Source organism: Sunxiuqinia indica, from assembly GCF_009847015.1.
GTDB classification, from domain to species: Bacteria; Bacteroidota; Bacteroidia; order Bacteroidales; family Prolixibacteraceae; genus Sunxiuqinia; species Sunxiuqinia indica.
Genome location: NZ_WVEM01000012.1, coordinates 96,970 through 109,189, shown reverse-complemented (window position 1 = coordinate 109,189; position 12,220 = coordinate 96,970). Strand labels below are relative to the sequence as shown.

Annotated in this window: 14 protein-coding genes; 5 read left to right on the top strand and 9 right to left on the bottom strand. The window is 40.5% G+C overall.

The features are described from left to right. Nucleotides 1-5 precede the first annotated feature (5 nt). The 5 genes from nrfD to GR929_RS16815 all read left to right on the top strand — a co-directional run bounded on the left by nrfD (nucleotide 6) and on the right by GR929_RS16815 (nucleotide 4,269). The gene (gene nrfD / locus GR929_RS16835; RefSeq protein ID WP_159521943.1) at nucleotides 6-1,376 is read left to right on the top strand and encodes an NrfD/PsrC family molybdoenzyme membrane anchor subunit; all 1,371 of its coding nucleotides are present in this window, start codon (nucleotides 6-8) and stop codon (nucleotides 1,374-1,376) included. Continuing rightward, a complete protein-coding gene (locus GR929_RS16830) occupies nucleotides 1,369-1,887 on the top strand; it encodes a DUF3341 domain-containing protein (RefSeq protein WP_159521941.1) in 519 nt (172 codons plus the stop codon). The genes nrfD and GR929_RS16830 overlap by 8 nt, the downstream gene beginning before the upstream one ends. A gap of 7 nt (nucleotides 1,888-1,894) precedes the next feature. Next, a complete protein-coding gene (locus GR929_RS16825) occupies nucleotides 1,895-3,073 on the top strand; it encodes a quinol:cytochrome C oxidoreductase (protein WP_159521939.1) in 1,179 nt (392 codons plus the stop codon). Nucleotides 3,074-3,075: 2 nt separating this feature from the next. Then, nucleotides 3,076-3,642: a c-type cytochrome gene (locus GR929_RS16820; RefSeq protein WP_159521937.1), complete on the top strand. Its 567-nt coding sequence runs from the start codon at nucleotides 3,076-3,078 to the stop codon at nucleotides 3,640-3,642. Between the two features lie 153 nt (nucleotides 3,643-3,795). Continuing rightward, a complete protein-coding gene (locus GR929_RS16815; RefSeq protein WP_159521935.1) occupies nucleotides 3,796-4,269 on the top strand; it encodes an FKBP-type peptidyl-prolyl cis-trans isomerase in 474 nt (157 codons plus the stop codon). Nucleotides 4,270-4,347: 78 nt separating this feature from the next. Here GR929_RS16815 and GR929_RS16810 read toward each other — a convergent pair whose 3' ends face one another. The 9 genes from GR929_RS16810 to GR929_RS16770 form a co-directional block, all read right to left on the bottom strand. After that, nucleotides 4,348-4,734: a carboxypeptidase-like regulatory domain-containing protein gene (locus tag GR929_RS16810; RefSeq protein WP_159521933.1), complete on the bottom strand. Its 387-nt coding sequence runs from the start codon at nucleotides 4,732-4,734 to the stop codon at nucleotides 4,348-4,350. A gap of 286 nt (nucleotides 4,735-5,020) precedes the next feature. Next, on the bottom strand, nucleotides 5,021-6,163 hold the full coding sequence (locus tag GR929_RS16805; RefSeq protein ID WP_159521931.1) for a carboxylate--amine ligase: 1,143 nt from the start codon (nucleotides 6,161-6,163) through the stop codon (nucleotides 5,021-5,023). A 427-nt stretch (nucleotides 6,164-6,590) separates the two neighbouring features. Continuing rightward, nucleotides 6,591-7,430, bottom strand: coding sequence for an SDR family oxidoreductase (locus tag GR929_RS16800; protein ID WP_159521929.1), 840 nt, complete (start codon nucleotides 7,428-7,430; stop codon nucleotides 6,591-6,593). Between the two features lie 6 nt (nucleotides 7,431-7,436). Continuing rightward, nucleotides 7,437-7,784 carry a heavy-metal-associated domain-containing protein gene (locus GR929_RS16795; protein WP_159521927.1) on the bottom strand — a complete coding sequence of 116 codons (348 nt, stop codon included), beginning with the start codon at nucleotides 7,782-7,784 and terminating at the stop codon, nucleotides 7,437-7,439. 60 nt (nucleotides 7,785-7,844) lie between these two features. Beyond that, the gene (locus GR929_RS16790) at nucleotides 7,845-8,720 is read right to left on the bottom strand and encodes a protoheme IX farnesyltransferase (RefSeq protein WP_159521925.1); all 876 of its coding nucleotides are present in this window, start codon (nucleotides 8,718-8,720) and stop codon (nucleotides 7,845-7,847) included. Between the two features lies 1 nt (nucleotide 8,721). Further along, nucleotides 8,722-9,666, bottom strand: a complete 945-nt coding sequence (gene coxB, locus GR929_RS16785; RefSeq protein WP_159521923.1) for a cytochrome c oxidase subunit II — start codon at nucleotides 9,664-9,666, stop codon at nucleotides 8,722-8,724. A gap of 6 nt (nucleotides 9,667-9,672) precedes the next feature. Next, nucleotides 9,673-9,957, bottom strand: coding sequence for a cytochrome C oxidase subunit IV family protein (locus GR929_RS16780; protein WP_159521921.1), 285 nt, complete (start codon nucleotides 9,955-9,957; stop codon nucleotides 9,673-9,675). Nucleotides 9,958-9,967: 10 nt separating this feature from the next. Then, entirely contained in the window at nucleotides 9,968-10,585 is a 618-nt protein-coding gene (locus GR929_RS16775; RefSeq protein WP_159521919.1) for a cytochrome c oxidase subunit 3 family protein, read from the bottom strand. Between the two features lie 11 nt (nucleotides 10,586-10,596). Continuing rightward, nucleotides 10,597-12,213 carry a cytochrome c oxidase subunit I gene (locus tag GR929_RS16770; protein ID WP_159521917.1) on the bottom strand — a complete coding sequence of 539 codons (1,617 nt, stop codon included), beginning with the start codon at nucleotides 12,211-12,213 and terminating at the stop codon, nucleotides 10,597-10,599. Between the last annotated feature and the right edge of the window lie 7 nt (nucleotides 12,214-12,220).

Sequence of the window (12,220 nt, the reverse complement as noted above, 5' to 3'; positions counted from 1 at the left end):
TAGGAATGTATACATCTCCGCTCAGAGAACCGTTAATTCGGGGGAATAAGAACTACAAACAAGTGACAGATGATGTTTTGTCACCCATGGCAGGTAAACCCTCCAAGTATTGGTATGCCGGAATTACCTTGGCAGGCATTGCCCTCCTATTTGGTGGTTGGGCTACCTTCCGAACCGTGTTTTACGGGATTGGAGAATGGGGGCTCAATAAAACCATTGGATGGGGATGGGGAATCACCAACTTTGTATGGTGGGTCGGTATTGGCCATGCCGGTACGTTTATTTCTGCTATTCTTCTGCTTTTCAGGCAGAAGTGGCGCACCAGTATTAATCGGTCAGCCGAGGCCATGACGCTGATTGCAGTGATGTGTGCTGGCTTTTTCCCTTTGATTCACATGGGACGACTCTTGCTCGGTTTTTACATCTTTCCCTATCCCAATACACGATCCCTTTGGGTGAACTTTAACTCACCCTTGTTGTGGGACGTTTTTGCCATTTCAACCTATTTCGCGGTTTCCCTGATATTTTGGTATGTTGGTTTGATTCCCGATTTGGGTACCGTACGCGACCGGGCTAAAACAAAAATCAGAAAAGCGATTTATGGGTTTCTGAGTTTTGGATGGACCGGATCAGCCCGGCATTGGTCACGTCACGAAACCGTTAGTTTGATATTGGCAGGTTTAGCTGCTCCGCTGGTGTTATCAGTTCACACCATTGTAAGTTTCGACTTTGCTACCTCGGTCATTCCGGGATGGCACACGACCATCTTTCCTCCTTACTTTGTGTCGGGAGCAATTTTCTCTGGTTTTGCGATGGTGCTCACCCTGATGATCGTAACTCGAAAGGCACTAAACCTTGAAGACTATATAACGCTGAATCATATAGAGTCGATGAATAAAGTAATCATTCTGACCGGTTCAATTGTGGGTATAGCCTATTTGACTGAGTTTTTCATGGCCTGGTATTCGGGAGTAGAGTTTGAAACATATGCGTTTTTTAACCGTGCTTTCGGACCTTATGCGTGGGCCTATTGGATCATGATGACCTGTAATGTAATTACACCTCAGCTTTTTTGGTTTCGAAAGATTCGTAGAAGTGTGCTGTTAACTTTCATCATATCCATTTTTGTAAATATTGGTATGTGGTTCGAACGTTTCGTCATTGTGGTCACTTCATTACACCGCGATTTTTTACCCTCAAGTTGGACGATGTATAAACCTACCGTGGTTGAGGTTGGCTTATATGTTGGAACATTGGGGTTATTTTTCACTTTGTTTTTGCTGTTCATCCGGGTATTTCCGGTAATTGCTGTGGCAGAGGTAAAAGGCGTTTTAAAATCTTCAGGTGAACAAAAAAAAATAACCGATCATGAATAGATACATTACAGCTTACTATCTGGATGAAGAAGATTTACTGAAGGGCTTAGGCCAGCTGAAAGCTAAAGGTCTAGAGATTATGGATGTATTAACACCTTTCCCTGTTCATGGTGTTGATAAGGCTTTAAACATGAGGCGTTCGAGGTTGACGCGGGTCGCTTTTATTGCTGGAGTTGTTGGGGCTACTCTTGGGTTTGGTTTTCAGGCTTGGGTTTTCACGGTTGATTATCCAATTAATATTGGAGGAAAGCCGTTTTTTGCCGTGCCTTCTTTTATGCCAGTCGCTTTCGAGTTAACTGTTCTTTTTGCTGCATTTGCTATGGTGATTGCCTTTTTTGTGAGCAATAAATTGGGGCCGGCTGCTAAAGCTGTTATTCATGACGAACGTATCACAGACGATCGGTTTTTGGTTGTTGTGAAAGTGGGTGATGGCGAGGGCGAAGAGAATATCAAAGAAATCGAATTAGCACTTGCTGAAGCTGGTGCTGAAGGAATCACTTTAAAAGTATAACATGGTCATGGAGAATCAAAAATTCATATTAACAAAGAAGCTTTCAACCCTGATTTACGGAATGATCGGAATTGGTGTTCTTTCGCTGGCAGTCAGCTTTTTAATTGGCACAGGAGCAGAGCGTATTGCCGCAAACCTGTTGTTGAATACCTACTATTTTCTTGCCTTGGGACTAATCGGGCTATTCTTGGTTACCGTTCACACCATTGCTGAATCAGGTTGGCACACAAGCATTCAGCGGATTGGAGAGAGTATGGGCTCCTTTATTCCGGTAGCTGGTATTTTAATGTTGCTGCTTTTTGTTTTTGGCGGATTGCACTTGCTTTATGAGTGGACGCATGAAGACCATCTGGATGAAATTCTACTGAAGAAAGTAGCTTATTTAAATGCGCCTTTCTTTTATATTCGATTTGCGGTTTACTTCGGCGTATGGGTTATTCTGGCTCATTTTATACGTAAATATTCGCTTCTGCTCGATAAGTCAGGCGATTTAAAATATTACCGGAAGTTTCGGATTTTTTCAGCCGTTTTTGTAGTGACTTTGGCGGTTACTAGTGTTACCTCGTCGTGGGACTGGCTGATGTCGATTGACGCGCATTGGTTTAGTACGCTATACGGCTGGTATGTTTTTTCAAGCATGTTGGCTAGCGGAACCGCGGTGTTGATTATTCTTTTGATTGCTTTGAAACGCATGGGCTATATGGGGCACGTCAACAACGAACATATTCATGATCTGGGAAAATATCTCTTTGGATTCAGTGTTTTTTGGGCCTACTTGTGGTTTTCGCAGTACATGTTGATCTGGTATGCCAATATTCCCGAGGAAACAGTTTATTTTTATGAACGCCACAAAAATTTCAGCACTATATTTTATGTCAATTTGATTTTGAATTTCGTGATTCCATTTTTTGCTTTGATGACTCGGAATTCAAAACGCGGTTCTTTAATCCTGCTGCCTGTTTCGGTGATCGTTTTTATTGGCCACTGGCTCGATCTCTACCAATTAATTATGCCAGGGGCTGTTGGTGGCGAAGCGTCCGGAATTGGAATTCCTGAAGTCGGAATTACCATTGGTTTTGTCGGCCTGTTCTTATTTTTTGTTTTCCGTTCATTGGCCAAAGCTCCGCTAATACCCAAGAATCATCCATTTTATAAAGAAAGTCTTGAATACCATACGCAATACTGATTATGAGAAAATCTGTGAACCTATATCTGTTGCTTTTTGTCGTGGCTTTAACTGCGGCATGCACTCGTGATAAGAACCAGCCGGGGCGGACATATTTTCCTGATATGGCTTATTCTCCCGCTTACAAAACCTATTCGGAAAATCCAGTCTTTGAAGATGGGAAGACGATGCGTTTGCCTGCAGAAGGGACTATTCCGCGAGGGTTTAAACCATATCCGTTTGAGGGGAAGTCAATGCAAGAGCAAGTGAAAGCAGGTCAGCAACTTGAGAATCCATTAAGTGCTACACCTGAGGTATTGGATGAAGGAAAGCGCCAATATGAGATTTTCTGTATTAGTTGTCATGGAGAGATTGGCGATGGAAACGGGCATCTGTTTACGAGCAGAATGTTTCCGGCCAAGCCTCGTTCACTGATTGACGATTATTTGAAGGCCAAGCCGGATGGTGAAATTTTTCATGTGATCACAGTCGGTTCTTTCTCAGGCTTAATGGGACCTCACGGCGGACAAATCACTCCCGAAAACAGATGGAAAATTGTTCACTATGTACGAAGTTTAGCAAAAAAATAGTACTTCAGTTAATCTGTGGTTTTCGAATACCCTATTACCCTAGCATCGAGATAAAAAAGTATTGATTAGAGATTCGAGGGAGTTTATGAATCTTTTATTATCCGGAGAGTATTGATATGAAACCGGTAAATGGAATCTAAAAATTGTTGTCTTTTGAAAATCAAAATAAATACGATTGCTACCGTTCAGTATACGGTTGCTGATGCGGCAGATAAAAAAATACTTCAGCAGGTTTCTGCAGATGAAGCGCAGGAATTTTTGTTCGGATATCAACTGTTGTTGGAAGTGTTCGAACAAAATCTACAAGGCTTGTCAGCCGGGGAGAATTTTTATTTTCAGGCAACACAAGACGAAGCCTACGGCCCAATTGATCCCAAAGCAATCATCGATTTACCGGTGACCACATTTGCTGAAGAAGATGGGCGAGTTGATGATGAAGTGGTTCAGGTTGGCCATGTTTTTCCAATGGCCGACAACCAGGGAAATCAGCTTTTAGGCAAAATCGTTGGCCGGAAAAATGATCAGGTAACCATGGATTTTAATCATCCGATGGCTGGTAAAGATTTAATTTTTTCAGGTGTAGTGATGAGCGTCAGGGAAGCACTTCCTGAAGAAATTCCTGACTAGCGAGACTTTTTGGAAACCCCGTGCTATCTTGATTTTAATGCAGTTGTCTAACACTAAAGTCTCAATAATTCCGGAAGCTTACTTATCGTCTTTCTTCGTCAAAAATAGAAAACTGGTTTGCTTTCGATCCTTGATTTTTTCGGGTTTCAGATAGATTTCTTTTAGTTCGTGCGAAGCACTCAACAATGGCGTAATCTTTAGTACATATGGTTGGTAGCCGTCACAGCGGATGAGAACATTAATGCTATCACCCGGAAGGTTCCAGAGGCGGAATTCTCCATCTTCGTTGGTTATGGTGCCAATACCGAGTTGATTTTCTTCAAGACAAACATTGACCCCGTAAAGAGGTTTATGCGTCTGGTTGTCCATCACCTTACCGTAAACGTTGGAGGTTTGTGCTCTGCCTGCTGTAGCCATCAGGCTTGAAATCATCAATAAGTTAAATAAGATAAGTGGTGCTTTCATACGTTAATGTTTTAAAAGGTACGTACGAAACTCACTTTAATGTTTTCATTTCTGCTTTTTGTTTTCTGAAAGATTAATCGAATGAAATTTTAAAGTTTGTTTCCTGATTTGTTTCTGTTGTTAATGACAAACAAATTAACCAAATGGTTGCTTTCCAATTCTTAATAATTGTAAAAGAGGAATAATTCATGTTAAAAGCGTTCTTTTTGTATGATTGAATACAGAGAGTTTTTATCTGGAAAGTAGTCTATAGGTAGATTAGGTGGAAGTACTTAAAATTATCAATTTAAATTTTCAACCTTTTCTTGTACTTATTATATGTATTGTAGAATTTAGTAAAAAGACTAGGCAGAGGATCCTTTATAATAAATTCTAAAAATGTATTATCAAAAAATAAATCATTTCGCTTTATAAATAATCGTTTTAGTATCATCTTTATTGCAGGTCCGGTTCTTACAACGCGTTTATTTTGCGTTTTGATAACGGGAAGCTCTCTTTTTAAACCTGAAAGGCAAGACACATATGGAAAGTTAACGCCAGCAAACAATGAAGCGGATACACTCGCCCAAAATCGGGGGTTCATCTCAATTAATTTTGCTTTTTGTTCAACTTCATCATACCTCAAATCAATATGAACAACTCCAGACCATTTGAAGTTCCGGACAACTTTTTTGACAATGTTGAATATTTCGTCATTATCTAAAAATTCTATTCCAAAAGGCCATGTAACAGAATCAGTTTCATATTTTAAGCTTTTTTGAATTGTGTGCGCAAGAATTTCTCCTTCAAGGCATAATACGCTACAATCAATGTCGTAGCCTTTTATATACGACTGTATAATGAAATCCTCAGAATGATTCGATTTATTATACCAATTTTGGAGTTCTTCAGCATTTTCAAATATTTCTATCCCTTTTCCTCCTGACCCTTTTCGTGGCTTTATTAGTATCGGAAATATTAGGGAAGAAATCGTGTCGTCTAAACTAATGGTTGAGTTGCAGAGAATAGTATTTGGATGAGGAATATTGTTTTCCTGAAGCCATAATGAGAGTAACCATTTATCGTTAGCGATATCAAATGAATGAACCTTCGGAACGGGAGCAATAGCTATCAGGGGTGTGAGTTTTTCTTTATACTCGGCAATCAAACGTATGGTTTCAACATCTACTGGCAGTAAGACATCAGCGTCTGTCTTTTTTATTGCATCTATAATTGCAGTTAGTTTTTCCTCTTTACTTTCCCCACTCAAGTAATGTATAAACTGCGATGTGTAGCGTGAAAAACGAATAGGTGCATTCTTGTGGTTAGAAAAAACAAATGTTTGAATGTTCTTTTCATCAGCTAAGCATCTTACCACAGAGGTAGCATAAGAACATTCACCATCAGGTATCAAGACAGAAAACGAACCGTTTGTTACAGATTGCTTCATATTTTATTGTAAATAACTATGGTTGACGTTAATTTTAAAATGTTAAGAGTCGCCTTAATCAATCTCTAATATATAAAATTATCTGTTTTATTTTGGTAGGTCATTCGTATAATTTTTCGGTCAATTTCCCTCGTTAAATAATTTATTGTGTAAATAAGTAGTGGGGAAGGAGTTTTTTATTGGAATAGATTTTTATGCTGCGGACATTGTAGGTTGAATCTCATTAATAGGCATATTATATTCTATAAAAAGGTATAAGTAAGAGATATACCAACCATATTTAGTATAAGCTCTTCGTTATGTTAAAACAGGTGTGCTTGTCATTGCTGTCAAATTTTTATTAGTAAGAAATTGCTTATTTGCTAAAAAGCCAGCTTTCAAATATGATCTTATTAATATCGATTTACGACTAGCTCAGGGGCATAGTTCATAGTTCTTTACGTAAAAATTGGTCAATCCCCGATTGAGGTTCGCCTAGAATATGCCAGGTTTTTTCAGCCACAAATCGCTCTTTGAAGTTCTCGTAATATCCCATTAAAGCCTTAAATTTTCCAGCGTCTTCATTAATAGGTGCTCGCTTAATCCTTAATGTCGGATTAACAAGTTCGTTATACTTTTCTCCGAGTTCTGTAAAAGTCATTGCATTTTTTCCCTGCACTGGAAACTCCTGATTAAACGATGACTTATTGTCAATTGCATTTGCAATCAGATCTGCGAAATCAGTAGTGTTAGTCCAATAAAGCGGAAACTCATCTTTGCCATACACAATAAAATTACCATCGTTTACAAACCAAGGCAGAGCATTTGCAAACCAGGTCGGATGCAATATCGTGTAATTGATTCCGGATTTCTTAATTAATTGATGACTTTTTATTCTTATTTCGTTGGGTTGAAATTTTTCACCCTTTAGGTTAAACTCAGGATGAAGAGCGCCGATAGCTGAAATTTTAATGATATGCTTTAGTGGTGTTCCCGACGCTGCACTCAACAGGTTTTTGACACCATCAATCTCAGCTTGAAAGCCGTCCGACGATGGGTGTGTTGATAAATTCAGGTAAAGCGTTTCGGTACCCTGTAAAGCACTGTTTAACGAATCAATATCTTTCAAATCAGCAACAAGTAACTCAACATCAGGAGAAAGAACCTGCTGTGCTTTTTTAAGATCGCGAACAATAGCTGTTACAGCTATCCCATTTTCAAGTAAGCGATTGATAACTGGGATCGCCAGCTTTCCGGTAGCCCCAATTACGCTGATCTTTTTTTTCATAAGCATTTATTCAACTACGTGATAACCTCTTTTTTCAATTGCTGCAATTATCTCTTTGGCATCAGTTTCAGCCGGATTGTAAACAACATGTGCTGTTGAGTCTTCGTGGTTGGCTTCAACCAACGAGATCCCATTCAGCTCATTCACCCCTTTTTGAATCGATTTTTCGCAGTGGTCGCACGTCATTCCTTCAACATGATAAACCAGCTCAATCTCTTCAACATTTTCCTTGTCGGCTGTTGTTGATTTTTTTTGATTACAGGCTATGGAAAAAAGACTAAGCGCGACAAAAAGCAAGCTTATTTTCATGCGCTTTTTCAGTTCAGTTAGAAACAGTATTGATTTTTTCTGCATGATTAGAGTATTAATAAATCCAAATATGTTGATGTAACGTCTGGATTTTTTGTTTGTTCATTAACGAAAAAGAATGCTGTCGACGATTATAGCAATCATCATAAAAAGATATAGAAAATTCAGTTTGAAGAACGTGCCTCGTACCTGAAGGTTGTGTTTTAAAAGAAGCTGTGAACTGGTGGAAATCAGCACATAGAAGATGTACGTCAATAAAATGATGATTACAACTTTGCTGATCATGATTTTGAAGGCGATGATTAATGCGGCTGCAATGGTCGATAAAATCCAGGTGTAGCTTAGGCGTTTGATCTGGTTTTCGCTAAATATATCTGTCAAACTAGGATATCCGACCAGTTTGTATTCTTTTCCAAACATGAGCAGCAGCAACCAGAAATGAGGGATTTGGCCGATAAAAAAGAAAACAGCTACCCAGAAGATAATTGGGCTAAACAGATCGCCCCCGGTAGCCAGCCAGCCAATATATGGAGGTAAGGCACCGACCAGTGAGCCCGGCACAACAGCAAAAGCGGTGTATTTTTTTAGTGGAGTGTAAAAGCCGTTGTACGAAATGAGTGTGACTGTGCTTGCGATGAGTGCTGCTGGCGGAAAATGAATGATTAAAATTGCTGCACCGGATACAAAATAAAGTAAGACGACTAACGAGGCGAGTAAAGGCGAAATTTTTCCTGAAGGAATTGGCCTGTTTTGTGTGCGTGGCATTTTCTTATCAATCTTGTGCTCTTGCAAGTGATTGATTGCTCCAGAGCTACATGAAATTAAAAATACACCAATGCCCAAGTAAAGCCCTTCAAGGCCAACGGTTCCCATTTGAAGGGCGTAACCGGTGAGGGATGATAAAGCAACGGGCAAGGAAATCCGAGCTTTGCCCAGCTGTAGAATAATTTGAAAATAGGAGCCAATGGTTTGACGCCTCATACTATTGAAGAGTTTTCAGATATTCAGTGATTTTGGCAATGTCGTCGTCACTCAACTGGCCTCTGTAACTTTGCATCAATCCCTGGTTAAAACCATCAACAACATCAGCACCCGGCTCATAAATCGATCGTTTGATGTATTCATCATCAACGGTCACGGTGCGCTCGCTGCCGTCTGTTTTTACTGTCACTTCGTGGCCATAGATTCCTTTAAAGGATGGACCAATAATTTTTGATCCATCGATTGAGTGACAAGCAAAACATCCGATGTTGGTCATAATTCGTTTTCCTGCAGCTGCAGGCGAGGTAACTTCAGCGCTGGCTACCTGTTGGGTCGTGTCAGTATACCATTTATTAAAATCTTCCTGAGGCATTACTTTCACCCAATTATACATGTAGGAGTGCTGCAGTCCACAGTACTCCGTACAAAAGAGTTCATAAATGCCTTCGTTGGTTGGTGTAAACCACATGAATTTTTCGCTTCCTGGCACCACGTCTTCTTTCACCCTAAATGCTGGAATGTAAACCGAGTGGATAACGTCCATCGATCGAAGGTTTAACTTAACGGGCTGGTCTTTTGGAACAAACAAGGTGTCAGTTCGTCTGCCGTTGTCATATTCGAACGTAAAGTTCCACATGCGGCCAACTACGGTAATTTCAAAACTATCATCCGGAGCCGTTTTCATAGGTTTCCATCCTGCCCATCCGTAGTAAAACATGATGAGCACCAAAATGGTGGGAATGATGGTCCAGGTGAATTCCAACCAGTTGCTTCCTTTAATTTGGACAGCCTTTGGATGTCGTTTTCTATTGTATTTGAATATAAAATAGATCATGACTGCTGTGAGGCCTATCAAAAAGAAAAAGCTTACAGCAAGGATGAAAATGAATGCCCGATCAACGTCGGCAACAAAATTAGAGGCTTGTGGTGATGCTAAAATATACATAGTTTCTTATCTGAAATAGTAGTCAAAAAACGTAACTAGAACGACAGCAATAAATAACAAAATAACCAATCCAACCATTATTTGGATGTAGGCTTTGTCAAATTTCAGGTGCATGAAATAGACCAGCACCAAACTCGACTTGATTGAGGCAAGCAATAGTGCTCCGGCAACAGTGAATGCTCCTAGTTCGATATTTGTTATCGCTATTGACAGAAAGGTCAATAACAGCAAGAGCAGCAAAATAATCGCATAAATTCTGTACGGAACAATATGATGTTTTTCATTCTCCATGATTCAGTTGTTAGGTGATTAAGTAAAATAATGGGAAAAGGAAAATCCAAATTAAGTCGACCAGATGCCAGTACAATCCGGCATTTTCCAATAGCGATGGGCGATCGGCGTGTACCGTGCCTTTTTGCACCCTCGCCAGGGCAAATCCCATAATGACCAATCCAGCTATAATGTGCAGGGCATGCAGTCCGGTCATGACGAAATACAATCCAAAGAATAATACTTCACCTTGGCTCATCTCCGCCTTCATAAATTCCGATCCCGGGAAAATACCATGATCAAATTTCACACCCCACTCAAAGTATTTGTTTACCAGGAAAATTAACGCCAACATGAAGGTAATTTCCAACAATACAATGGTGGTTGCTTTTTGCTTTTTCTGAAGAGCCGTTGTTGACATGGCAATGGTCATACTACTGATCAGCAGAATAACGGTATTTAAAGCACCAACAGTTGTGTTTAGCTCTTCGGCAGCCAGGTGAAATGCATCAGGATTCATGTACCGGTAAACCGAATAGACAATGAAAAGTCCTCCAAAAAGAAGCAATTCAGTAAAAATGAAGAGCCACATTCCGATTTTGGATCCTTCCGGGTCATAGTGCTCATCATGGTGAATAACTTGTGACATAGGTATAGCGTTTATTGATATTCGTATGGTCCGTCGTGTTCTTTATATTCAGGAATTTCATCAAAATTTTCAAGAGGTGGTGGGGAAGGGACAGTCCATTCCAGTGTTTTTCCATTCCACGGGTTTGCCTCTGCAATAGGTCCGTTTTTGGCTGACCGGAATAAGTTAATGATCACAATAATCAATCCCAGAGTCATGACCCACGAGCCCAATGTTGATAGAATATTGGCGGCATGAAATTCTTCCATATAATCGTAATAGCGGCGTGGCATACCTTGCATACCCAAATAGAACATGGGCGAATATAAGGCGAGAAAACCGATGGTGAAAATTAGCCATCCAATATTAGCCCAGGTTGTATCATACATGCGGCCAAACATTTTTGGAAACCAGTAGTGGATCGCTGCAAAGAAGGAGAATCCAACCCCTCCAAACACGATGAAGTGGAAGTGCCCAACTACAAATGCAGTATCGTGCAGATAAACGTTGGTAGCCAATGCACCAACAACCAGCCCGGACAATCCGCCGATCAGGAAAACAAAGATGAATGATGCGGCCCAGTAAAACGGGGTCTGCACATTGATGGATCCTTTGTACATGGTCGAAATCCAGTTGAATACTTTAATGGCACTTGGAATAGCTACCAGAAAGGTTAAAATGGAGAACGTATATTGTGCCGTTCCGCTCATCCCCGATGTAAACATGTGGTGTCCCCAAACAAAATAACCGACAAATGCGATGGCAAGAGTAGAAACGACGAGGACTTTATAACCGAATATATGTTTCTGAGAGAAAGTTGGAATAATTTCAGAAATAGCACCCATGGCGGGTAAAATCATTACATAAACTGCTGGATGCGAATAGATCCAAAACAAGTGCTGATACAAGATTGGGTCTCCTCCCAAGGCGGGATCAAAAACACCGATGCCAAAAATACGTTCGAGGGCAACCAATACCAGGGTAATTCCTACAATGGGGGTTGCCAACAATTGAATCCAGGCCGTTCCATAAAGTGACCAGGGGAACAGTGGCATCTTGGTCCATGTCATACCGGGGGCGCGCATGCGATGCATGGTAACGATGAAATTCAGCCCAGTCAATATCGATGAAAAACCCAGCACAAAGGCTCCAAATATAGCGGGGAGCATGTTGGCCCCGGTTTTAAAACTGTAGGGAGCGTAAAAGGTCCAGCCGGTGTCAGGCGATCCGTCACCAAACAAGACGGAGGTAATGACCAGAAAAGCTCCGGCAATATAAACCCACCACGACAATAGATTCAATTTAGGGAAAGCCACATCTTTGGCTCCAATCATAATGGGAAGCATGAAGTTACCAAATACTGCCGGTAGTCCCGGAATCACAATCATAAAAATCATGATAACACCGTGAACCGTAAAGACAGCGTTGTAGTCTTTGGCTTCCATGATGGTTTTGCCTGGAGCAATCAGCTCAAACTTCATGGCTAATCCCAACACAACTCCAACTAAAAACAAGGTCATCATAGAATACAGGTAGAGCAGCCCAATACGCTTGTGGTCGGTAGAAAAAATCCACGCCTTAAGCCCTTTATGCTTGCCTTTGTATTCCAAATAACTTACATCAGTGGGGATTTTAGAACTTGTTTGCATATAAATG